This window comes from Rathayibacter sp. YIM 133350 (assembly GCF_037404875.1).
Lineage (GTDB): Bacteria > Actinomycetota > Actinomycetes > Actinomycetales > Microbacteriaceae > Orlajensenia.
In genome coordinates, this window is record NZ_JBBELO010000024.1 from 26742 (window position 1) to 49534 (window position 22793).

Sequence of the window (22793 nt, forward strand, 5' to 3'; positions counted from 1 at the left end):
GGCCGACTCGTCAGCGGAGACGGCTCCGCTGCACCCCTTCGAGCCTGGTGCCCTCAATTGTAGGCAAGCGGCAGCGAGCGAAGACCCCCCGTGAGGGGGCCTCATTCGCGGCACCACGTCAGTGCTGATGGGGCTCGGGAGCAGCCCCCGTGACACCCAGGACGTCGACGACGATCGCGGTGACGTTGTCACGACCGCCGTTGCCGAGGGCGGCGTCGACGAGTTGACGCGTCGCATCCTCTGCCGTCTCCGTCGACATGAGGAAGTGCCGGATGCCGTAGGGCGTCAGTTCCTTCGTGAGCCCGTCGGAGCAGATGAGCAGCCGCGTGCCCTCCTCGACCGCGATGAGGCGGTAGTCGGGAATCGGCACCTCGTGGAAGCCGACGGCGCGCGTGATGACGTTGGAGTGAGGATGCGTCTCGGCCTCCTCGCGTGAGATGTGACCGGCGTCGACGAGTTCCTGCACGATCGAGTGGTCGGTCGTGAGCTGCTCCAGCACGCCGTGGGAGAGCAGGTACACCCGCGAGTCGCCGATGTTGAACACGAGCCAGGCAACGCCCTCCCGCGTGCGCGTGAGCGCGACGCCGGTGACGGTGGTGCCGGTCCCGGCATCCGTCACACCTCCGCCGCGGCCCATGTCGTCGACGGCGAGCCGCAACGACTGCTCGAGTCCAGCCGGGTCGACCCACTCGCGCGTGCCGTGCTCTGCCAGCCTCGTGACGACGGCCGCGCTCGCGAAGTCCCCGGCCGAGTGTCCGCCCATGCCGTCTGCGACGGCGAAGATGGGCGACTGCGCCATGTACGAGTCTTCGTTCGCCTCACGCCGATGGCCCGTGTCGGTCAATGCCGACCAGGCCAGCGTGACGCTCGCCTCGCTCTCGCCGGTCAGCACGGTGGTGTGCTGGGCATTGCCTTGACCGATCTGGGTCACGTCGTCGGCCTTCTCGTCACGGGGAAATGATCCGGCGGCTCGCCGGCCGCCGATATGGTCACGATTGTATCCTCCCCGATGAGCACCTTCGTTCCCGGCATGACCACCAGGGACTCGCCGGGTCGCAGGCGCCGACGGCGCCCGGTGGGCGGCTGCACGAGCGTGCCGTTCGTGGAATGCAGATCGGTGACCACCACCGTGCGGCCCTCCGCCCGCAATTCGAGGTGGGTTCCCGAGACCTCGGAGGTGGGCGAGGCGACCTTCACGAGCCGGGCACCGGCATCCGTCAGCCGGCGCGGACTCGGCGAGCGCCCGATGAGGTGCACGCCGTCGAGGGCGAGTTCCTGCCCGTCGCCCACACGGAAGGTGTAGCGCGGCACCGGTGCGCCCGCATCGGCTCCTGGGAGCGTCGTCGCAGGATCGGCCGGGCGTGCGGAGCGCCCGAGCGGACGCACGACGGTGTCATCGGGAGCCGAGGTGCGAATGACGGTGTCATCGGAGCCGGGCAGGCGGATGATCGTCTGCTCCGCCGGCGTTCCCACGACCGTGTCGTCGAGCACGGCTGCCGAGATCACCGTGTCCTCCGTCGAGGGCCGCAGTACCGTGTCATCGAGATCGTCGATGCTCGGCGCTTCCCGGGGCACGGCGGCCGGCGCGTACGTGAGCGGCGCGAGATCGCCCTCGGCGGCCAGGAGCCAGTCCAGCCGGTCTGCGGCGACGATCGACGTGCGTACCGCAGAGCCGAGGCCGACGCCCGCGGCCGAGGCCACCTCTGCGCCGACCGCGTGTGCGATGACCGCCGTGACGTCGCGGAAGTCGGCCAGCAGCCACGGTCGCGCGCCGCCGTCGCTGAACCGGCGGGAACCGCCGATGGAATAGACATCGAGCGCGAGCCCGCCCCTGATCACGGCGGTGACGGAGGCGCCCTCAGCACGCGCATCGCTGAGCATCACGGCGGCGAACGAGTCCACGGCATCCGCCCCCCTGAGCGGGATGAGTGCGACGAGGGACTCGATCGAGGTGCGCGTGAGCACCGCGAGCCGTTCAGCGATGCCCGGGTCCGAGTCCGCGGGCAACGCGACGAGGAATCCGTCACCGACGACGAACCGGAACGCGGTGCCGGGACCGCTCGCGGTGATCCTCGCACCCGCGCCCGCCGCGCCTGCGGGCCGTGGGGTGTCCGCGTGCGCCATGGCCACATGATATCCGGGACGCGGGCTCCGGCACCGCCGACGCGATTCCCGCGTCGATGCCATGGATTCCGTGGCGAAAATGTGCTGAAACAACGGAATCACTTGCCGGATGCGGTTCTCGCTGTCAGAATCCATTCATGAGCAGCCAGAGTCGTGCGCCCTCGCGGAATGCCCACCAGCTCGACGCCGTCTCGAAGGCCATCATCGAGCAACTGCAGGATGACGGCCGGCGCTCGTACGCCGACATCGGCAAGGCGGTGGGCCTCAGCGAGGCAGCCGTGCGCCAGCGGGTGCAGAAGCTCACGGAATCCGGGGTCATGCAGATCGTCGCCGTGACCGACCCGCTGCAGCTGGGCTTCTTCCGCCAGGCCATGGTGGGCATCCGGGCGACGGGAGACACCCGCGCGATCGCCGACGAACTGGCGGCGCTCCCGGAGGTCGACTACGTCGTACTCACGGCCGGGAGCTTCGACATCCTCGTCGAGGTCGTCTGCGAGAGCGATGACGAGTTGCTCAGCCTGCTCAACACGCGGATCCGCTCCTTCGACGGGGTACTCAGCACAGAGACCTTCGTCTACCTGAAATTGCACAAGCAGCTCTACAACTGGGGAACACGATGACCATGATGACCTCGGGCGGACTCTCCGCCACCGATCACTCCGACCTTCAGCAGAAGGCGAAGGATCACCTCTGGATGCACTTCGCCCGCCAGTCGACCATGGAGAGTGACGGCGTGCCCATCATCACCCGGGGCGAGGGTCACCACATCTGGGACTCGAGCGGCAAGCGCTACATCGACGCTCTCTCGGGCCTCTTCGTCGTCAATGCCGGCCACGGCCGCAAGCGCCTCGCGGAGGTCGCCGCCCGGCAGGCGGAGGAACTCGCCTTCTTCCCACTGTGGTCGTACGCGCATCCGTCGGCGATCGAGCTGGCCGATCGGCTCGCCGATTACGCGCCGGGCGATCTGAACCGGGTGTTCTTCTCCACCGGCGGCGGCGAGGCGGTCGAGACCGCCTTCAAGCTCGCCAAGTACTACTGGAAGCTGCAGGGCAAGCCGACCAAGCACAAGGTGATCTCGCGGGCCGTGGCCTATCACGGCACGCCACAGGGCGCCTTGGCGATCACCGGCATTCCCGCCATGAAGGCGATGTTCGAGCCCGTGACGCCGGGTGGCTTCCGGGTGCCGAACACGAACTTCTACCGTGCCGCAGAAGTGGGCGCGCCGGCCGATGACCTCGAGGCCTTCGGAGTGTGGGCGGCGAACCGCATCGAGGAGATGATCCAGTTCGAGGGGCCGGACACGGTCGCCGCGGTGTTCCTGGAGCCCGTGCAGAACTCGGGCGGCTGCTTCCCGCCTCCCCCCGGCTACTTCCAGCGGGTGCGCGAGATCTGCGACAGGTACGACGTGCTGCTCGTCAGCGACGAGGTGATCTGCGCGTTCGGGCGCATCGGCCACATGTTCGCGTGCGACGAGTACGGCTACGTTCCCGACATGATCACGTGCGCGAAGGGAATGACGAGCGGCTACTCCCCCATCGGCGCGACGATCGTGAGCGACCGCATCTACGAGCCCTTCCGGCACGGCGACACGTCGTTCTACCACGGCTACACGTTCGGCGGACATCCCGTCTCGGCCGCCGTCGCCCTGGAGAACCTCGACATCTTCGAGGAGGAGAAGCTCAACGAACGGGTGCGCGAGAACTCGCCGCTCTTCCGCGCGCAACTCGAGACGCTGCTCGACCTGCCGATCGTCGGCGACGTGCGGGGCGAGGGGTACTTCTTCGGCATCGAGCTCGTGAAGGACAAGGCCACCAAGGAGACCTTCGACGACGACGAGGCCGAGCGGCTGCTGCGCGGGTTCCTCTCCAAGGCGCTCTTCGACGCGGGACTGTACTGCCGGGCCGACGATCGCGGCGACCCCGTCGTGCAGCTCGCCCCACCGCTGACCACGGGGCCGGCGGAGTTCGCCGAGATCACCGAGATCCTTCGCGGCGTGCTGAGCGAAGCCTGGACGCGACTCTGAGCGGCGACTACCGCGCGCTCAGTTTCTGGCTCGAGTCGCTCGCCGATGAACAGGGCGAGAACCTCACGCCCCGGCCGGGCCTGAAGCGCGACCGACGCGTCGATGTCTGCATCGTCGGCGGCGGGCTCACCGGACTCTGGACGGCCTACTACCTCGCCAAGGCCGACCCGAGCCTGTCGATTCTCGTGCTCGAGAAGGAGATCGCGGGCTTCGGCGCCTCCGGTCGCAACGGCGGCTGGTGCTCGGCCCTGTTCCCCCGCTCGGCGGGAGCACTCGAGCGCGCGTACGGCGCCGACGCTGCCGCCGCCGTGCGGCGCGCGATGGTGGCGACGGTCGACGAGGTGGGTCGCGTGGTGCGCGAGGAGGACATCGCGTGCGATTTCGCGAAGGGCGGAACGCTCAGCTTCGCCCGCGACGCGGTACAGCTGGAGGCGGCACGGGCGGAGGTCGCCGCTGCCGAGCGACTGGGCGTCGACCGCCTGCAGCTGATCGAGGATGCGACCGCCCTCGCCCGCTACGGGGTCGGCGGTGGTGCCGTCGCCGCCGTGCTCGATCCGGCCTGCGCCCGGGTGCAACCGGCGACGCTCGTGCGCGGCCTGGCGCGCGTGGTGGAGAGTCTCGGGGTCCAGATCTACGAGGGCACACAGGTGACGGCGTGGGGAGCGCACCGGGCCCGCTTCGTCTCCGGACGCGATGGCGAGAGCGTCGAGGGCGTCGTCGCCGCGGCGAACGTCGTGATCGCGGTCGAGGGCTTCGGAGCCGACCTTCCCGGGGTCGGCCGCCACATCATGCCGCTGTACTCCCTCATGATCGCGACCGAACCGCTGCCCAGCGAGACATGGGAGCGCATCGGCATTCGCCAGGGACAGACCTTCGGCGACTACCGTCACCTGCTCGTCTACGGCCAGCGCACTGCCGATGACCGCATCGCCTTCGGTGGGCGCGGCGCCCGCTATCACTGGGGCTCGCGCATCCGGCCGGAGTACGACACGTCGGAACGGGTGCTCGAGCACCTGCGGCGCGCGCTCGTCGACCTGTTCCCCGCCGTGGAGGGTGCCGAGGTGACCCACCATTGGGGCGGACCGCTCGGGGTCCCCCGCGACTGGCACCCGTCGGCGAGCTACAATCCGCGCACCGGTGTCGCCTTCGCCGGTGGTTACGTCGGCGATGGCCTCTCGACCACCAATCTCGCGGGCCGCACGCTTCGCGACCTGCTGCTCGGCATCCGGAGCGAGCTCACCGCCCTGCCGTGGGTGAACCACCGCAGCCCCAAGTGGGAGCCGGAACCGTTGCGCTTCCTCGGCGCGAACCTGGGGCTCGCGGGCATGGGCATCGCCGACGTCGAGGAGCGCATGCTGGCGCGACCCTCGCTGGCCGCCCGCCTGATCGCGCCGCTGACGGGGCACTGAGAAGGCGGAGCGGTTCTGCCGGTCGGGCGGTCGGGCACGTGTCCGGGCTCCGGGCGGGCAGGGGCGGCCAGGGTCCCGCCCAAAGATGCCCACCGACCCCCGGACCCTGGCCGCCCCTGCCCGCCCTCGCGGGTGAGTCCTGCATCCGCTCCTCGGCTTCATCGTGTCGGTGCGATCGCGGGTACGTCACGTCGCTTCGACAGGCTCAGCGAGCGGGGCGTGAGACGTCCGCGGAAGCCCGGTCCCTGAGCCTGTCGAAGGGCCGGCGCTCACCTCGACGGCACGTCGGCGTAGCGCACCTGCGCCTCGTCGATCTCGGGCGGCTCGAACGCCCACTCCGGCAGCCGGCCGCCGGCGACCATCGCTCCCACGAGCTGCGCCAGGCCGTACTCCGGATCGATGGCCAGCGCGTTCTCGACGAACACCGCCGCTCGCGAGCTCTGTCCCAGCGCCCAGCTGAGCCAGGCCAGCATCGCGAACACGGGCGGTCGCGCCGAGACCGGCGCGTGCGCCCCGAGGGTACGCAGCAGCACGATGGCGGCATCGATCCGCTCGGCATCCGGCCTCGGACCGATGCCGGCGAGCAGCAGTCCGTCCGGCGTCTCGACGAGTTCGTGCGTCGACGCGTACTCGACGGCCTCGCGCTCCACACGTCGGCCGGTCTCCAGTCCGAACGCCCAACCGAGCAGTGCGATATCGCGCAGCGGCGGCGCCTGCACGAGTCGCAGGGCGAATGCCGCCAGGTCGACCGAGAGGGCCTCGACGTCGGCGCGAAGCACCCCCTCGAACAGCGCAGCCATGTCGTCGCCCTCCGCTTCGTCGCAGAGCTCGTCGGCGGAGCGAACCAGGTCGGGGCCGAGTTCCTGCATCCGCCGTGCGACCCGCTCGGTCTTCACGAGGCCGACGTGCGGCAGATCGGTGCCGGCGGTCACGTCGTCGGCCACCTCGCGATCGCCCAGTTCCGCCACGGATGCCACCGGCGACTCGGCGATCAGCCGCAAGGGGCGTCCGCCGGGCGGAACGGCCTCATCGAAGAGCGAACCCCACCCGTCCGCTGCCACGCAGAGCGCATCCCGCACATGGAGTCCGGCCAACTCGGCGCGGTGGACGAGCGCGTCGAGGAAGCTCCCCTGCAGGCCGTCACCGCTTTCGAAGCGGGCATCCGTGTAGACGAGCGGAACGAGGGCATCCACGTCGCGGATCTTGCACAGCATGCCGATCATCGACGTCGCGTGCCGTTTCAGCACCTTCAGCGCACCGGGCGCAGGAAGGTCGAAGCGCAGTGCTCCGCAGGTGCGATTGCCGCGGAACGCGATGAGCACGGCACTGCGACGGGGTCGGTAGCCGAGAAGGTGCGGGACGAGGGCCAGGAAGTCCTGACCGGACTGGGCCTTGATGACGGTGGGCATGGTGCCACCCTCGGCCACGTCAGCCGGCCGCCGGCGGCGACAGCGCCCGCTGTGCAGAACGCGGACGGCTGACCTCACGGTTCAGGACTGGAACGGCCCGACCTGCCGCGCACCGAGCGCGGCAGGTCGGACAGCTCTCAGTCGGTCGTGTCGCGCAGCCCGTCGAGGTAGGCCATGTCCTCGGGCGAGAGCTCGAAGTCCAGCTGCGCGTTCTCGCGGATGCGCGAGGGCGTCGTGGACTTCGGCAGCGGCAGGACATCCTTCTGCAGCACGTACCGGATGCTGACCTGCGCGACCGAGGTGCCGTACTTCTCGGCGATGCGGCGCACGTCGGCGTTCTCGAGGATGCCGCCGGTCGCAAGCGGCGAGTAGCCCTCGACGAGAATGCCGTTCTGCCGGCAGTACTCGGCGGTCTCCACCTGGGTGTGGCCGATGAAGAACCGGATCTGGTTCGCGTGCGGCCGGACGCGTGAGGTGCGTGCGAGCTTCTCCAGGTCGGACACGACGAAGTTCGAGACGCCGATCGACCGCGACCGCCCCGACTCGTAGATCTCCTCCATCGCCCGCCAGGCCTCGGCGTTGCCTGCGGCGTAGTCCGCCCCCTGCTCGCTCCAGGGCCACGGCGCGTGGATGAGGTAGAGGTCCACGTGGTCCATGCCGAGGGCGTCGATGCTCTTCTCGAAGCTCGCCTTGGCTCCTTCGTAGTCCTTCACTTCGGCCGGCAGCTTCGTGGTCAGGAAGATCTCATCGCGGGCGATGCCGCTGTCGGCGATCGCCTTGCCGACCGACGCCTCGTTGCCGTAGGCGCGCGCGGTGTCGATGTGCCGGTATCCCGCTTCCAGGGCCGTCCTCACCGAGTCGTAGGCGGGTTCCCCTTTCGGTATCTGCCAGGTGCCGAATCCGATCGCCGGAATCTCGACTCCGTTCTCAAGGGTGAACTTCTGCGTGAGCACGTTCATGTCTCTCCTTCTCTTGCGGCGGCCGGCAGCGTCGCAGCCGGTCGTGGGTCGGCTCAGTACTCGAGGGCATCCGGGCTGAACAGTCGCGAGATCTCTTCCGCCTCCTCGGCCGACGGATGCCAGTGGCTCGCCGCTTCGGCGTTCTGCACGATCTGCTCGGGCCGGGTCGCGCCGGCGATGACGCTCGTGAGGGCGGGCTGGGCGAGCAGCCATCCGAAGGTCGCCTGCAGCATCGTGATGTCGCGGGCGTCGCAGAAGGCCTGATAGCGCTCCATCGTTCCCCATGGGGCGTCGTCGGCGAGGTGCTTGCGCGCGTTCATGATGCGGCTGTCGTCTGGGCCGCCCGACCGCGAGAACTTGCCGGTCAGCAGGCCGTTGTACAGCGGGAACCACGGGAGGAATCCCAGGCCGAAGTGCTGTACTGCGGGGAGGACCTCCGCCTCGGCCTCGCGCTGCAGCAGGCTGTACTCGTTCTGGCTGGAGATGAAATGAGTGCGGCCGCGCAGCTCGGCCACGAGTTCGGCTTCCGCGATCTGCCAGCCGGCGAGGTTCGATGAACCGATGTAGCGCACCTTGCCCTCCTGCACGAGTTCGTCGAGAGCGGCCAGGGTCTCCTCGATGGGCGTGCGGGGGTCCGGACGGTGCAGTTGGTAGAGGTCGATCCACTCGGTCTGCAGGCGGCGCAGGCTCGACTCGACGGCGAGGCGGATGTATCGCCGCGAGCCGCGCGCATCCCAGTCCGGTCCGTTGAGGCCGCCCATGTCCATGCCGAACTTGGTGGCGAGCACCACGCGGTCGCGTCGACCCGCGAGGGCGACGCCCATCAGGCTCTCGCTGAGCCCGCGCTCGGCACCGTAGATGTCGGCCGTGTCGAAGAACGTCACACCGGCTTCGATGGCCGCGTCGATGACGGCGGTCGTTCCCTCCTGGCTCTGCGTCGCCGTTGCGGTGCGACCGAAGTTGTTGCACCCGAGCCCCACGGTCGAGACGACCAGCCCGGAGCGTCCCAGCGTGCGGTATTCGATGTTCGCCATGCGACCAGCCTAAGGAGGCCACTCCGATCGGTCGCCGGGGTTGACGGGAGGCCTCGACCACGGGGCGTCATCCGGAGAGCTGGGAGTACCCCCGTACGACCGCGGCCTCGACGATCTCGAGCGGCAATGCCGTGCGCTGCGAGGCGCGCTCAGCGACGTACTCGAGCGGCTCATGATGCTCGAAGCCGTCGCGGATGGTGTCGGCGACGATGCCGAGGGTCCCGGCCTGCGACCGGATGAAGGCAGCGTCCACGACGGCGCCGTGCCCCGGAACGACGACTGCCGCGTCGGCCAGGCGGAGTGCGAGGGAGTCGAGCACGGCGGGCCAGCTGAGCGGATAGGCGCCCGAGCCGTACATCGGCGGACCCGACTCCTCGACCACGTCTCCGACGAACCAGACGCCGGCGTCGGGCACGTGCACGGCCAGGTCGGTGTCGGTGTGGCCCGGCGGCAGCGGGACGAGTTCGATGCTCCGACCGCCGAGGTCGATGCCCTGCTCCGCGTCCACCAGCTCCGTCGGCGCCGTGAGCACGACGTCGGTCCAGTCGTACTGTGGCGCACCCGACGGGTTCGCCGTCCATGCCTGCAACCGCGGGCGCTCGAACTGGTCGAAGTGGGCGGGGATGTTGGCGTGACCGTGGATTCTCGCCGTGGACGCGAACACCTGGTTGCCGAATGCGTGGTCGTAGTGAGCGTGCGTGTTGACGACATCCGTGACCGTCACCGAGAAGACGTCGGCGATCTCGGCCGCCAGTTCCCTTGCCTCACGCGGATTGCACCGGGTGTCGACGAGCAGCGCCCGACCCTCACCGCCCAGCACCAGGCCGATGGAGATGTCCAAGGGCTGGTAGCGCGCGACGAACACGCCTTCCGCGAGCTGCGTCCACTGTGCCATGGCTTCGATCCTAGGCTCACCCCTCCTCCCCCGATGGTGCGGATGGGCACCGTGCACCCATGTCCGTTTTCCGCGAGCCATCGTCGCCGGCCGGGGTTAGATTCGACCTATGAGAACCCCCGCCACCCTGACGACGGTGCCCCTGCACCTGCAACGCATGGAGAGCCCGATCGGGCGCATCGAGCTCACGAGCAACGGCGAGCACATCACGTCGTTGAGCATGGAACGCGCCGGCGTGCTCCCGCACGACGGCGAGCCGGTGCAGTCCGACGCCGTGCTCGAGAAGGCGATCACACAGCTCTCCGAGTACTTCGCCGGGGAACGCACCGAGTTCGACCTTCCCGTGCTGCTCGAGGGCACCGCGTTCCAGCGCGCCGTGTGGGAGCAGATCGCCGCGCTCTCCTGGGGTCAGTACACCTCGTACGGCGAGCTCGGCCTCGCCGTCGGCCGGCCGCACGCCGGACGCGCGATCGGCCGTGCCGTCGGAGCCAACCCGGTTCCCCTCATCGTGGGTTGTCATCGGGTGCTCTCCTCCAGTGGCCACATCACCGGCTACAGCGGTGGCGAGGGCATCCCGACGAAGGTCTGGCTGCTCGAGCACGAGTCGATCGCCCACAAGGGCGCCGCTCCGGCTCTGTTCGACCTCGACGCGGTGGCACTGCCGTGAGCTTCGGCGCCTCTCCCGTGCCTGTCGTGCCGCCTGCGCTCGTGACGGGAGACGACGGCCGTGCCCGCTGCGCGTGGAGCGCCGGTGACGCCGAGTACCGCCGCTACCACGACGAGGAGTGGGGAACACCCCTTCACGACGAGCGCCGCCTGTTCGAGAAGCTCTGCCTCGAAGGCTTCCAGGCCGGCCTGTCGTGGATCACCATCCTCCGCAAGCGGCCGGCCTTCCGGCAGGCCTTTCACGACTTCGATCCCGTCTCCGTCGCGGCGATGACGGATGCCGATGTCGAACGGCTGCTCGAGAACGCGGCGATCATCCGCCACCGTGGCAAGATCACCGCGACCATCTCGAATGCCCGGGCGATGCTCGACCTCGACGTCTCGCTCGATGCACTGCTGTGGGGCTTCGCGCCGAGCGCTGTGGAGCATCCGCGACCGCGGGAGTGGGCCGACATCCCGGCCGTCACGCCGGAGTCCACGGCGATGAGCAAGGAACTGCGGCGACGGGGGTTCCGGTTCGTCGGACCGACGACGCTCTACGCTCTCATGCAGTCAACGGGAATGGTCGATGATCACCTCGCCGGCTGCTTCCGCGCCCAGCCCGACGACGCCGCCCGCGCCTGAGGCCCAGACGGCCTGAGACTCAGACGGCCTGAGACTCAGACGATGAGGGCCAGCTCCTCCGGCACCCCGGCGATCCTTTCCAGCCGCCAGCCCGAGAGCGCGGCCCAGTCGAGCAGTTCGTCGACGGATGCGACGTCGTGCTGCTCACGCACCAGGGCGCGGGTGAAGCGCCCCTTCGCCGCCTTGTTGAAGTGATTCAGGGCACGACGGCGGCCATCCTCCCCCTCCGTCAGCACGCGCAGCCAGACCGAGTGCTCGCGCACCGGCGCCGGGCCGAGGTCGCGGTAGCCCTCGGAACGCAGGTCGAGGACGAGTCCCTCTTCCCGGTTCAGTTCGCGCGAGATCGCCGGAGACCAGTGCTTCTTGAGCGAGATGCCGGGGAGCCGGGAATCGTGGGAGAGCCGGTAGGCCGGGATGGGATCCAGTGCGGCCACGGGTCCGAACAGGGCGGAGTGCACGAGGAGGTGCTGGTGGGCGAATGCGCGTTCCGGCTCGGTGAGGCTCGCGGAGTCGAGGCCGTCGAAGAGCACGCCGGTGAACCGCTCGATCGCCGGCATCGTCGGCGAGAGGGTGAGCCGGCGATTCGCCTCGATCTCGCCGCGCTGGGTTGCGCCGAGCTTCAGCGCTACGGCGCTCGCCTCGGCATCGCGGGCGAGCCCGCGCAGTTCCCGAACGAGGGCGCGTCGCTGCGGCGCCAGCGCGGGAAACGCGAGCGCCTTCACATCGAGGCGGTCACCTTCGCCCCCGGCCCGCTTGGTCTCGGAGGGCGGAAGAAGAATCCTCACCCGGCGATGAAGGCGATCGCGGCATCGACGTTGACGCCGAGCGATTCCACGGAGTCCACGGTCACGCGCGGCATCGCGGCGCTGTGGCCGATCCAGGGCTCGTAGCCCTCGAGGCTCTGCTCGACCGCACGCCAAGTGACCTCGTCGACGTGCGGAAGGTTGCGCACCCGCTTGGCGAGCCGCAGCTTGTGCACCTCTTCGTCGCTGCAGACCACTTCGACGACCCGCAGCACGGCGCCCGCGCGGCCCGAGAGCTCGCGCCACTGCATCCGCGCCGGCTCGACGGCGTTCACGGCGTCGATGACGACCGACCGACCGGCGGCGAGAACGCTCTCGGCCATCTTCTCGGCCACGAGGTAGGCGGCGAGCCCCGTCGGCTGGTCGGCGTCGATGCCCGCAGAGAGGATCGCCGACTCGATCGGATCGACCGAGACGACGGTGGCTCCGATGCGGGCGGCGATGATCTCGGCGATGGTGGACTTGCCGGCTCCGGGAAGTCCGGCCATGACGACGAGGTAGGCGACGCTCAGGTCGCCGAACTGACGGTCCGACACCGTTCCCCCTGGTACGCGTTCGGGCCGCCTGAGCCGGGCTCAGGCGGCCGGACTGGAATCAGGCCAGCGCGGCCTGGCGTGCGACGACCTGCACGGTGTTGTTCTCGACCGAGAGGAAGCCCTCGGCCGCGTCCGCGGTGATCTTCTCGCCGCCGGGCAGGGTGATGCGCACCTCGCCGCTGGCCAGGATCGCCAGGAGCGGCTCGTGCCCGGGCAGGATGCCGATCTCGCCTTCGACGGTGCGGGCGACGACCATGCTGGCCTCGCCCGACCACACCTGCTCGTCGGCCGAGACGACACTCACGGTGAGAGAGGCCATGTTCAGCCGTTCTCCTTCTGGATCTGGGCCCACTTCTCTTCGACGTCGGTGATGGGACCGACGTTGAAGAAGGCCTGCTCGGCCACGTGGTCGAACTCGCCCTTTGCGATCGCGTCGAAGGACTCGATGGTGTCCTTCAGCGGAACGGTGGAACCCTCGACGCCCGTGAACTTCTTGGCCATGTAGGTGTTCTGCGAGAGGAACTGCTGGATGCGGCGCGCACGCGACACCGTGATCTTGTCCTCCTCGGAGAGCTCGTCGACACCGAGGATCGCGATGATCTCCTGCAGTTCCTTGTTCTTCTGCAGGATCTGCTTGACCGTCGTGGCCACGCGGTAGTGGTCCTCGCCCAAGTAGCGGGGGTCCAGGATGCGCGAGGTAGAGGTCAGCGGGTCGACGGCCGGGTAGAGGCCCTTTGACGCGATCTCGCGGGAGAGCTCCGTCGTGGCGTCGAGGTGCGCGAACGTCGTCGCCGGCGCCGGGTCGGTGTAGTCGTCGGCGGGGACGTAGATCGCCTGGAGCGAGGTGATCGAGTGACCGCGCGTCGAGGTGATGCGCTCCTGCAGAACGCCCATCTCGTCGGCGAGGTTGGGCTGGTAGCCCACAGCGGACGGCATGCGGCCGAGCAGCGTCGAGACCTCGGAGCCGGCCTGCGTGAAGCGGAAGATGTTGTCGATGAAGAGCAGCACGTCCTGCTTCTGCACATCGCGGAAGTACTCCGCCATGGTCAGGGCCGACAGGGCGACGCGCAGGCGCGTTCCCGGCGGCTCGTCCATCTGGCCGAAGACGAGGGCGGTCTTGTCGAAGACGCCCGCCTCCTCCATCTCGTGGATGAGGTCGTTGCCCTCACGGGTGCGCTCGCCCACACCGGCGAACACCGACACACCACCGTGGTCCTGCGCGACGCGCTGGATCATCTCCTGGATGAGCACGGTCTTGCCCACGCCGGCACCGCCGAACAGGCCGATCTTTCCACCCTGCACGTACGGGGTGAGCAGGTCGATCACCTTGATGCCGGTCTCGAAGAGCTGGGTCTTCGACTCCAGCTGGTCGAAGCGCGGGGGCTTGCGGTGGATTGGCCACCGCTCGGTGATCTCGATGGTCTCGCCCGGCTCGCCGTTCAGGACCTCGCCGATGACGTTGAAGACCTTGCCCTTGGTCACGTCGCCGACGGGCACCGAGATGGGGGCGCCCGTGTCGGTGACCTCCTGGCCGCGAACCAGGCCGTCGGTCGGCTTCAGCGCGATGGCGCGCACGAGGTCGTCACCGAGGTGCTGGGCGACCTCGAGCGTGATCTCGGCGGCCTCGTCGCCGATCGTGATCGTCGTCTTGAGGGCGTTGTAGATCTCGGGGATGGAGTCGTGCGGGAACTCGATGTCGACGACGGGACCGGTGACGCGTGCAACGCGCCCGACGCCCGTGGGCGCCTCGTTCTGGACTGGCGCGATGGCGGTGTCAGTCATGTGTCTCTTCCTTCTGGGTACGAATCTGTGACTAGGAGGCGGAGGCGAGCGCGTCGGCTCCACCCACGATCTCGGAGATCTGCTGCGTGATCTCGGACTGGCGGGCCTCGTTGGCCAACCGCGTGTAATCCGTGATGAGTTTGTCGGCGTTGTCGGTGGCCGCCTTCATCGCCTTCTGCGTCGCCGCGTGCTTGGCGGCAGCGGACTGCAGCATCGCGTTGAAGATGCGGCTCTCGATGTAGACGGGCAGGAGGGCGTCGAGCACGGTCGCGACGTCGGGCTCGAACTCGTAGAGCGGCAGCACGACGTTGCCCTCGGGCTCTTCCACGCCTTCGACGACCTCGAGGGGAAGCAGTCGCACGACCTGGGGCACCTGGCTGATCATCGAGACGAAGCGGTTGTAGATTACGTGGATCTCATCGACCCCGCCGTCCTCCGCGTCGCGAAGGAAGGCCTCGAGCAGGGCGTCGCCGATCTCCTTCGCCGTGTCGATGTCGGGATTGTCGGTCCCGCCGATCCACTGGCGCTCCGACGCGCGGCGCCGGAACGAGAAGTAGCCGACGGCCTTGCGCCCGACGAGGAAGTAGACGACCTCCTTGCCCTGGCTGCGCAGCAGCTCGGCGAGCTGCTCGGCCTCGCGCAGCACCTGGGAGTTGAACGCGCCCGCGAGTCCGCGGTCGGAGGTGAAGATGAGAACGGCTGCCCGCTCGATCTTCTCGGGCTCGGTGGTCAGCACGTGCTCGACGTTCGAGTACGTGGCCACCGCCGAGACGGCGCGGGTGATCGCCCGTGAATACGGCGTCGACGCGGCGACGCGTGCCTGCGCCTTCTGGATGCGTGATGCGCTGATCAGCTCCATGGCACGGGTGATCTTCTTGGTCGTCTGGGCAGAGCGGATCTTCTGCCGGTAGACCCGAAGCTGGGCTCCCATGTCTCTCCTGTGTTCTCGAGGCCGTCGATGTCGAGGCGCGCCTAGCGGCGCGTCTTGACGATCTGCTCCTGGTTGACGTCGTCTTCGGCGATGGCCTCGAACTTCTCGCTGCCCACGGATGCGAGCGGCTTGCCCTCGCCCGTCTGGAACTCGAGCTTGAAGGCATCCACCGAGCGCTCGAGCTCGGCGACGACCTCATCGCTGAGCACGTTGGTGTCACGGAGCGTCGTGAGCACCTCGGTGTTGCGGCCGAGGTAGTCCAGCAGCTCGCGCTCGAAGCGCAGGATGTCCTCCACAGGAACCTCGTCGAGCTTGCCGTTGGTGCCTGCCCAGATCGAGACGACCTGCTCCTCGACCGGGAACGGCGAGTACTGCGGCTGCTTGAGCAGCTCGGTGAGGCGGGCGCCGCGAGCGAGCTGACGACGGCTGGCCGCGTCGAGGTCGGAGGCGAACATGGCGAACGCCTCGAGCGAGCGGTACTGGGCGAGCTCGAGCTTGAGCGTTCCCGAGACCTTCTTGATCGACTTGACCTGGGCGTCGCCACCCACGCGCGAGACCGAGATTCCCACGTCGACGGCGGGGCGCTGGTTGGCGTTGAACAGGTCGGACTGCAGGAAGATCTGGCCGTCGGTGATCGAGATCACGTTGGTCGGGATGTAGGCCGACACGTCGTTGGCCTTGGTCTCGATGATGGGCAGGCCCGTCATCGAACCGGCACCGAGCTCGTCGGAGAGCTTGGCGCAACGCTCGAGCAGACGCGAGTGCAGGTAGAACACGTCGCCGGGGTATGCCTCGCGGCCCGGCGGGCGGCGCAGCAGCAGCGAAACGGCTCGGTAGGCCTCTGCCTGCTTGGAGAGGTCGTCGAAGATGATCAGGACGTGCTTGCCGCTGTACATCCAGTGCTGTCCGATGGCCGAGCCGGTGTACGGGGCGAGGTACTTGAAGCCGGCGGGGTCGGATGCCGGCGCCGCGACGATGGTGGTGTACTCCATCGCCCCGGCGTCCTCGAGCGCACCCTTGACGGAGGCGATCGTCGAGCCCTTCTGGCCGATCGCCACGTAGATGCAGCGCACCTGCTTGTTGACGTCGCCGGAGTCCCAGTTCGCCTTCTGGTTGATGATCGTGTCGATCGCGATGGCGGTCTTGCCCGTCTGGCGGTCGCCGATGATCAGCTGACGCTGGCCGCGGCCGATCGGGATCATGGCGTCGATGGCCTTGATGCCGGTCTGGAGCGGCTCGTGCACGCTCTTGCGCTGCATCACGCCGGGCGCCTGCAGTTCGAGGGCACGACGCGCCTCGCTCGCGACGTCGCCGAGTCCGTCGATCGGGTTGCCGAGCGGGTCGACCACGCGGCCGAGGTAGCCGTCGCCGACGGGCACCGAGAGCACCTCGCCCGTGCGGGTGACCTCCATGCCCTCCTCGATGCCGGCGAACTCGCCGAGCACGACGACACCGATCTGGTCCTCCTCGAGGTTCAGCGCGAGGCCCAGGGTTCCGTCCGCGAAGCGGATGAGCTCGTTCGCCATGACGGAGGGCAGGCCCTCGACGTGCGCGATGCCGTCGCCGGCGTTGGTCACGTGGCCCACTTCCGTCGCCGTGGCGGCGCCGGGCTCGTAGTCCCTGACGAAGTCCTTCAGCGCATCCCGAATCTCATCGGGGCTGATGGTGAGTTCTGCCATGATCTTCCCTTTTCTGTACGGGCTGTACAGGGTTGCTTTATCGATTCTGCCCGGCGTCAGCCGGCGAGCTGGAGGCGAAGGTCGCCGAGGCGCTTCGCGATGCTGCCGTCGATCACGTCATCGCCGACCTGCACGCGCAGGCCTCCGATGAGGGTGGGGTCGACGACCTGGTTGATGCGGATATTGCGACGATACTTCGCCGTGAGGCTGCTGGCGAGACGTTGCACCTGGGCCTCGGGAAGAGGCACAGCCGACGTGACGACCGCGACACCGTAGCCGGCCTCGTCGGCGACGACGGATGCGGCGTGACGCAGCAGTTCGCCCATGCGGCGCCCGCGAGGCTGCTGCACGAGGTGAGCGAGGATCGCCAGGGTCTGCTCGGAGGCCCGGCCGCCGAGCAGCTTCTGCAGCAACGTGACCTTGCCCGCGTTGTCACCGAGCTTCGAGGAGAGCGCGAGCTCGAGTTCGGAGTTCTCGGAAACCGTGCGTGCGATCGAGAACAGCTCGTCGTCGACCGAGACCTCGGCCGGCGCCGAAGCGGCGATGACCCGGAGGCCGATCTCCTCGATGCCCACGAGCACGTCGGCGGCACGCGACCAGCGCTGCCGGCCGATCTCCTGGAGCAACGCGAGCGCCGCCGGCGTGACGGTCGAGGAGAAGACCGCCGTGATCAGGCTCGCCTTGGTCTCGGGGTCCGCACCGGGATCGGCGATCGCGTGCGCGAGCTGCTGGGAGCCCCCGACGACGCGGCCGGCCCCGAGCAGTGCCTGGCCACTCGCCAGGTCGCTCACGCCCTGCGCGAGCAGTGCTGAACGCACCGTCGCGAGGGCCTGGCTGGTCGCTGAACCCATTGCGGCTACTTCTTTCCGCTCGAGGTGGTCTCGCCGGCCTCGAGTTCTGCGAGGAAGCGGTCCACGATGGCGGTGGCACGCTTGTCGTCGCTGAGGCTCTCGCCGATGACGCCGGAGGCCAGGTCGATGGCCAGCGTGCCGACCTCGCCGCGCAGCGACACGGCGGCCGCCTGGCGCTCGGCCTCGATCTGCGACTGAGCCGCCGCGGCGATACGAGCGGACTCGACGGTGGCGGCATCCTTCGCCTCTGCGACGATGCGCTTGCCGTCCTCACGAGCGGACTCGCGAATCTGGCCGGCCTCCGCGCGTGCGTCGGCGAGCTGAGCGGTGTACTCCTCGAGCGCGGCCTCGGCCTTTCGCTGGGCCTCGTCGGCCTTCGCGATGTTGCCCTCGATCGCCTCGCCACGCTCATCGAGCATCTTCTGCAGGCGCGGCAGTGCGTAGCGCCAGAAGAAGATCAGGATGATGACGAAGCACACGAACGACCAGAACAGGTCGTACACCTCGGGGAGCAGCGGGCTCGGAGCCTCTTCGGACTCGGCCGCGGCACTCAGCAGTGCGTGAAGCACGTTGCCTCCTTGAATGGCGGGTTGCGCGGCTTAGAAGCCGAAGATGAAGCCGGTTGCGATGCCGACGAAGGCGAGCGCCTCGGTGAATGCGATGCCGATCCACATCAGCACCTGCAGGCGGCCGGCGAGCTCGGGCTGGCGAGCCACACCCTCGATCGTCTTGCCGACGACGATGCCGACGCCGATGGCGGGGCCGATGGCGGCGAGGCCGTAGCCGACCGTCGCGATCGATCCGCTGATGTCCGCGAGAACGGTGGTTGCGTCCACGTTGTTACCTTTCCTTGGGTGGTGTCCGGGCGGTGTGCCCGAGTCAGGGGGTTTTAGTGCTCTTCGGCCACGGCCAGCTGAATGTAGACAGCGGTGAGCAGGGCGAAGACGTAGGCCTGGAGCACGGCGACGAGGATCTCGAAGAGCGTGAAGGCGAATCCGAAGGCGAAGCTTCCCACCGACAGCACTGACCAGAAGCCGCCTGCGGTGAAGAGGAAGAACGAGGTCGCCGAGAAGAACAGCACGAGCAGCAGGTGGCCGACGATCATGTTCATGAGCAGTCGGAGCGTGAGCGTGACCGGCCGGATGATGAAGGTCGAGATGAACTCGATCGGAGTGACGATGAAGTACACCGGCCACGGCACGCCGGCCGGGAAGAGCGAGTTCTTGAAGAACTTGGCGGGGCTCTTCTTGATTCCGGCGTAGATGAACGTGATGTACGAGACGGCTGCCAGCACGAGCGGAACGCCGATGACGCTGGTTCCGGCGATGTTCAGGCCGGGAATGATGCCGGTGATGTTCATGAACAGCACCATGAAGAAGATCGTCGTGAGGATCGGCAGGAAGCGGCGGGCGTCCTTGCGGCCGAGCAGGTCTTCGGCGATGTTCACGCGGACGAGGTCCAGGCCCATCTCGACGAGGCTCTGGAAACGACCGGGAACGACCTTCATGCGGCGGGTGCCGAGCCAGAAGATGAGCAGCAGGGCGATCACGGCGACGAAGCGCACCAGCATGATGCGGTTGATCGCGAACGGGGTGCCCTCGAAGAGCACGATATCCGGGAAGAACTCCAGGATCGAAGGAGCGTGGAAGCCGCCATCGTCGGTTGAGGTTTGAACCAGCAGGTTCACAGCGTTAGCTAGCAGCGCTATCTCCTGTTCGGGGCGTGGAGCATGCTCTCACGGCGACGAGCGAAACGGGATTCGGACCGATGCGTGCCGACACTGCGCGCGGACGATCCGGGGAAACTTCGACAACTCTAGCAAGAGAACGCACGCCAACCGAATCAGAGGGCGCCGATACCTTATTCCTCGGTGTCAGTACGCGATCCGCCGGCACGGGAGCCGGGAAGCACAGCGTCGCTCGCGTACGGCATCCGGGAAGTCGTGACGACGATGACGTCGACGGCGAGGGATCCGATGACGCCTGCCACGACGCTGAGGAAGAGCACCATCGGCTGAATCCAGGGCGCGCCCCGCAGCACGAGCACGAGCACGACGAAGAGCACGAGCTTCAGCAGCCAGCCGCCCATCACGATGCCGAAGAACGCGCCGACGAACATATCCGATCCCGCGAAGCGGTTGGCCAGCAGGATGCTGCCTGCCGTGATGCCCATGAAGATGACCGCCATGGCCGTACCCGCGAGGGCGCTGGCCACCCCGGACCACCCGGCCACGAGGAAACCGACGACGCCCCCGACGACCATGATCACGAGCGCGAGAAGTGCGCTCCAGATGAGTGCGCGGCGCAGCAACGGATTCGAGGTCGGCGTCGGCGAGGCGGGGGCGGTGCTCATGAGGGTCTCCTGGTGTCGAGGCGCGCTGCCACGTCGTAGTCGTCGGGGATGCCGTCGTCGTCGAGGTCGATGACGCCCTCGGATGCCTCATCGAGCGGGTCGAGCACGGCCGAGTCGGTCGCGCCGGGAGCATCCGGCTCGGTGGACTGGCTGACCGCCTCGATGGCCTTGCGCCGGCTCAGCGGCGCGAGGGTGAGAGCGGTGCAGACGAAGAAACCGACGACGAGGAAGATGGTCGCCCACCACGTCATGACGTTGAAGTAGAGCGGCAGCACGAAGTAGAGCAGGCAGCCGATGGAGACCACCGCCGTCCAGCCGTAGAACAGCAGCACCGCGTGCAGGTGCGAGTGGCCCATGTCGAGCAGGCGGTGATGCAGGTGCTGGCGGTCGGCGCTGAAGGGCGACTTCCCCGCGCGCAGGCGGCGCACGACGGCCAGCCCGAAATCCAGCAGCGGGATCACGAGCACCCCGAAGGGCAGCAGGATCGGCAGGAAGGCGGGAAGCAGCTGGGAGTTGCTGATGGACTGCGGGTCGATCTGTCCGGTCACCGCGATGGCGGAGGTGGCCATGAGCAGGCCGACGAGCAGTGCGCCGGCATCCCCCATGAACAACCGTGCCGGATGCCAGTTCAGGGGCAGGAAGCCGGCGCAGGCACCCACGACGAGCGCGGCGATGAGCGAGGCCAGGTTGAAGTAGTTCGTCGGGGAGGTCTGCTGAACGAGCAGGTAGGTGTAGAGGAAGAAGACGCCGTTCGCGATGAGGGCGACGCCCGCGACGAGGCCGTCCAGCCCGTCGATGAAGTTGATGGCGTTCATGACGAGCACGATCGCGAGCACGGTGATGATCACGCTCATCCATGAGGATCCCACGGTCGTGAATCCCCCGACGGGCAGCGAGTAGATCTGAACGCCCTTCCAGGCGACGAGCCCCGCCGCGATGAACTGGCCCGCGAGCTTGGTCATCCAGTCGAGGTCCCAGATGTCGTCGGCGACGCCGATGAGCACGATGAGCAGGGCGGCTCCGAGGATGGCGAAGATCTGCTGCGGATCGTTGAAGATGATCCGCAGCAGCGGGAACTGCGCCGAGAACGCCCATGCGGTGCAGAGGGCGACGAGGATGCCGATGAACATCGCGATGCCGCCGAGGCGCGGAGTCGGAGTGGTGTGCACGTCGCGTTCCCGGATCTTGGGGTAGAGGCGATAGCGCAGGCTGAGCTTGTGGACGACGATCGAGAGCCCGAAGGTGACGATCGCGGCGATGAACGCGAGCACGACGAAGAGGGTCACGGCGATGGCACCCCCGAACCGGCGGGCGCGAGCAGGTCGCCGGCGACCCGGTGGATCTCGTCGCGCCCGATCACGCCCTGGCGCACGATGCGCAGCAGGCCCTCCGCCCCGTGCAGGTCGGTCGCGTCGACGATGGTCGAGCCGGCTGCGGCCGTCGGCACGCCGCTCGTGCCATAGCCCTGCCCTGCCGCTCCCCCGTCGAGGTAGACCGAGACGCTCTCGCCGAGCATCGCCACGGCATCCGCCGCCGTGAGCGCCGACGGATGCCCGGTGAGGTTGGCGGAGGACACCGCGAGCGGCCCCGTCTCGCTCAGCAGCTCGAGGGCGAACCTGTCGGCCGGCATGCGCAGCGCGACGGTGCCCCGCGTCTCGCCGAGGTCCCACTGAAGCGAGGGCTGGGAACGCACGATGACCGTGAGCCCGCCCGGCCAGAAGGCCTCGACGAGATCGCGCACCAGCGCAGGCACGTCGCTGGCGAGTGCGTCGAGCGTCGGGATGCCCGGGATCAGCACCGGGGGCGGCGAGGTTCGGCCGCGCCCTTTCGCGTCGAGCAGCCGCTGCACGGCCGCGGGCGTGAAGGCGTCGGCTGCGACACCGTAGACGGTGTCGGTCGGCAGAACGACGAGCTCGCCCCGGCCGATCGCGGCGCGTGCGAGCCTCATCCCGGTGAGCAGGTCGGATTCGACCGAGAGATCGAAGGTGCGTGCAGGCATCGGCCCCAATTCTAGGTCGCCCACCCTGAAGGCTCCTGACACGCCGCTCGGCGCAGGCGGGATACTGGGGTGATGAGCCGACGCGTCTTCTTCTTCGACTGTGACAAGACGCTGTACGACTACGACTTCCGCAAACGGCTTCCGCGGCTCTCGGAGCTCACCGGCGTCAGCCAGTACCACCTCGCCGACACCTGGTGGGCGGGCGGCTACGAGCGCTCGGCCGAGGCCGGCGAGATCGCGACGACCGAGGAGTACCTCGCCGCGTTCAACGACGTGACCGGAGCATCGCTGAGCTTCGAGCAGTGGTGCGAGGCCCGCAGCGCCGCCATGACGCGCATCGACGGGGCGGTCGCGGCGCTCGCCCTCGCATCGCGGCTCGGCACCGCTTCGCTGCTCTCGAACAACCCGATCATCTTCAAGGATGCGCTCCCGACCCTCGCCCCCGACGTCGCAGAGCTCGTGGGGACCAACGACCTGATCTCGGCCGTGCTCGGCGCGCGGAAGCCCGAGCGCCGCATCTACACCCGGGCCATGGGTCGATTCGGCGTGCGCCCGGAGGACGCCTTCTTCGTCGACGATTCGGCCGCCAACATCCGGGGGGCGGGCGAAGCGGGGATGCGCACCTTCCATCTGGTGCGCACCCCCGACGGCGGCTTCAATACCGATGAGCTCGTTCGGGCCGTACAGTCCTTCGCCGACGACGAGGACTGAACCCGG

The 22793-nt window shown here is 68.4% G+C and carries 25 protein-coding genes; 6 read left to right on the forward strand and 19 right to left on the reverse strand.

Features of this window, described 5'->3' with window-relative positions:
* Positions 1–118 precede the first annotated feature (118 nt).
* Complete coding sequence (locus WDJ51_RS07350; RefSeq protein WP_337851787.1) at positions 119–931, reverse strand: PP2C family protein-serine/threonine phosphatase; 813 nt, start codon at positions 929–931, stop codon at positions 119–121.
* On the reverse strand, positions 928–2124 hold the full coding sequence (locus tag WDJ51_RS07355) for an FHA domain-containing protein (RefSeq protein ID WP_337851788.1): 1197 nt from the start codon (positions 2122–2124) through the stop codon (positions 928–930). Before WDJ51_RS07355 ends, WDJ51_RS07350 begins: the two co-directional genes overlap by 4 nt.
* Positions 2125–2261: 137 nt before the next feature.
* On the opposite strand from WDJ51_RS07355, the gene WDJ51_RS07360 reads away from it, so the two are divergent.
* The 3 genes from WDJ51_RS07360 to WDJ51_RS07370 are packed head-to-tail and all read left to right on the forward strand — an operon-like array spanning position 2262 to position 5556.
* Positions 2262–2744: an Lrp/AsnC family transcriptional regulator gene (locus WDJ51_RS07360; RefSeq protein ID WP_337851789.1), complete on the forward strand. Its 483-nt coding sequence runs from the start codon at positions 2262–2264 to the stop codon at positions 2742–2744.
* Positions 2741–4147 carry an aspartate aminotransferase family protein gene (locus WDJ51_RS07365; protein WP_443218468.1) on the forward strand — a complete coding sequence of 469 codons (1407 nt, stop codon included), beginning with the start codon at positions 2741–2743 and terminating at the stop codon, positions 4145–4147. The genes WDJ51_RS07360 and WDJ51_RS07365 overlap by 4 nt, the downstream gene beginning before the upstream one ends.
* The gene (locus WDJ51_RS07370; RefSeq protein ID WP_337851832.1) at positions 4144–5556 is read left to right on the forward strand and encodes an NAD(P)/FAD-dependent oxidoreductase; all 1413 of its coding nucleotides are present in this window, start codon (positions 4144–4146) and stop codon (positions 5554–5556) included. Before WDJ51_RS07365 ends, WDJ51_RS07370 begins: the two co-directional genes overlap by 4 nt.
* Positions 5557–5825: 269 nt before the next feature.
* Here WDJ51_RS07370 and WDJ51_RS07375 read toward each other — a convergent pair whose 3' ends face one another.
* The 4 genes from WDJ51_RS07375 to WDJ51_RS07390 form a co-directional block, all read right to left on the reverse strand.
* Positions 5826–6965 (reverse strand): DUF4192 domain-containing protein, encoded by a 1140-nt coding sequence (locus WDJ51_RS07375; protein WP_337851790.1) that lies wholly within the window; start codon positions 6963–6965, stop codon positions 5826–5828.
* A gap of 137 nt (positions 6966–7102) precedes the next feature.
* Positions 7103–7924, reverse strand: a complete 822-nt coding sequence (locus WDJ51_RS07380) for an aldo/keto reductase (RefSeq protein ID WP_337851791.1) — start codon at positions 7922–7924, stop codon at positions 7103–7105.
* A 53-nt stretch (positions 7925–7977) separates the two neighbouring features.
* Positions 7978–8958 carry an aldo/keto reductase gene (locus WDJ51_RS07385; protein ID WP_337851792.1) on the reverse strand — a complete coding sequence of 327 codons (981 nt, stop codon included), beginning with the start codon at positions 8956–8958 and terminating at the stop codon, positions 7978–7980.
* Between the two features lie 67 nt (positions 8959–9025).
* Entirely contained in the window at positions 9026–9853 is an 828-nt protein-coding gene (locus tag WDJ51_RS07390; RefSeq protein ID WP_337851793.1) for an MBL fold metallo-hydrolase, read from the reverse strand.
* A 109-nt stretch (positions 9854–9962) separates the two neighbouring features.
* Between WDJ51_RS07390 and WDJ51_RS07395 the strand changes: the two genes are divergently transcribed.
* A complete protein-coding gene (locus WDJ51_RS07395; RefSeq protein WP_337851794.1) occupies positions 9963–10520 on the forward strand; it encodes a methylated-DNA--[protein]-cysteine S-methyltransferase in 558 nt (185 codons plus the stop codon).
* Positions 10521–10561: 41 nt separating this feature from the next.
* Positions 10562–11143 (forward strand): DNA-3-methyladenine glycosylase I, encoded by a 582-nt coding sequence (locus WDJ51_RS07400; RefSeq protein WP_337851795.1) that lies wholly within the window; start codon positions 10562–10564, stop codon positions 11141–11143.
* A 35-nt stretch (positions 11144–11178) separates the two neighbouring features.
* Here the strand turns inward: WDJ51_RS07400 and WDJ51_RS07405 are convergent, their stop codons facing one another.
* From WDJ51_RS07405 to WDJ51_RS07465, 13 genes are all read right to left on the reverse strand, one after another.
* Positions 11179–11928: a YaaA family protein gene (locus WDJ51_RS07405; protein WP_337851796.1), complete on the reverse strand. Its 750-nt coding sequence runs from the start codon at positions 11926–11928 to the stop codon at positions 11179–11181.
* Positions 11925–12482 carry an AAA family ATPase gene (locus WDJ51_RS07410; protein WP_337851797.1) on the reverse strand — a complete coding sequence of 186 codons (558 nt, stop codon included), beginning with the start codon at positions 12480–12482 and terminating at the stop codon, positions 11925–11927. The genes WDJ51_RS07405 and WDJ51_RS07410 overlap by 4 nt, the downstream gene beginning before the upstream one ends.
* 58 nt (positions 12483–12540) lie before the next feature.
* Positions 12541–12801: a F0F1 ATP synthase subunit epsilon gene (locus WDJ51_RS07415; protein ID WP_337851798.1), complete on the reverse strand. Its 261-nt coding sequence runs from the start codon at positions 12799–12801 to the stop codon at positions 12541–12543.
* Between the two features lie 2 nt (positions 12802–12803).
* Complete coding sequence (gene atpD / locus WDJ51_RS07420) at positions 12804–14264, reverse strand: F0F1 ATP synthase subunit beta (protein ID WP_337851799.1); 1461 nt, start codon at positions 14262–14264, stop codon at positions 12804–12806.
* 31 nt (positions 14265–14295) lie between these two features.
* Positions 14296–15195, reverse strand: coding sequence for a F0F1 ATP synthase subunit gamma (locus tag WDJ51_RS07425; protein ID WP_337851800.1), 900 nt, complete (start codon positions 15193–15195; stop codon positions 14296–14298).
* Between the two features lie 41 nt (positions 15196–15236).
* The gene (atpA, locus tag WDJ51_RS07430; protein WP_337851801.1) at positions 15237–16874 is read right to left on the reverse strand and encodes a F0F1 ATP synthase subunit alpha; all 1638 of its coding nucleotides are present in this window, start codon (positions 16872–16874) and stop codon (positions 15237–15239) included.
* A gap of 56 nt (positions 16875–16930) precedes the next feature.
* Complete coding sequence (locus tag WDJ51_RS07435; RefSeq protein ID WP_337851802.1) at positions 16931–17725, reverse strand: F0F1 ATP synthase subunit delta; 795 nt, start codon at positions 17723–17725, stop codon at positions 16931–16933.
* A gap of 5 nt (positions 17726–17730) precedes the next feature.
* The gene (locus tag WDJ51_RS07440) at positions 17731–18294 is read right to left on the reverse strand and encodes a F0F1 ATP synthase subunit B (protein ID WP_337851803.1); all 564 of its coding nucleotides are present in this window, start codon (positions 18292–18294) and stop codon (positions 17731–17733) included.
* Positions 18295–18324: 30 nt separating this feature from the next.
* Complete coding sequence (gene atpE, locus WDJ51_RS07445) at positions 18325–18561, reverse strand: ATP synthase F0 subunit C (RefSeq protein WP_210899496.1); 237 nt, start codon at positions 18559–18561, stop codon at positions 18325–18327.
* Between the two features lie 53 nt (positions 18562–18614).
* Positions 18615–19412, reverse strand: coding sequence for a F0F1 ATP synthase subunit A (gene atpB, locus WDJ51_RS07450; RefSeq protein ID WP_337851804.1), 798 nt, complete (start codon positions 19410–19412; stop codon positions 18615–18617).
* Between the two features lie 173 nt (positions 19413–19585).
* Complete coding sequence (locus tag WDJ51_RS07455; protein WP_337851805.1) at positions 19586–20077, reverse strand: hypothetical protein; 492 nt, start codon at positions 20075–20077, stop codon at positions 19586–19588.
* Positions 20074–21363, reverse strand: coding sequence for an MraY family glycosyltransferase (locus WDJ51_RS07460; protein ID WP_337851806.1), 1290 nt, complete (start codon positions 21361–21363; stop codon positions 20074–20076). Before WDJ51_RS07460 ends, WDJ51_RS07455 begins: the two co-directional genes overlap by 4 nt.
* Positions 21360–22076 carry an L-threonylcarbamoyladenylate synthase gene (locus WDJ51_RS07465; protein WP_337851807.1) on the reverse strand — a complete coding sequence of 239 codons (717 nt, stop codon included), beginning with the start codon at positions 22074–22076 and terminating at the stop codon, positions 21360–21362. Before WDJ51_RS07465 ends, WDJ51_RS07460 begins: the two co-directional genes overlap by 4 nt.
* 72 nt (positions 22077–22148) lie before the next feature.
* On the opposite strand from WDJ51_RS07465, the gene WDJ51_RS07470 reads away from it, so the two are divergent.
* Positions 22149–22787: an HAD family hydrolase gene (locus tag WDJ51_RS07470; RefSeq protein WP_337851808.1), complete on the forward strand. Its 639-nt coding sequence runs from the start codon at positions 22149–22151 to the stop codon at positions 22785–22787.
* Positions 22788–22793: the final 6 nt, after the last annotated feature.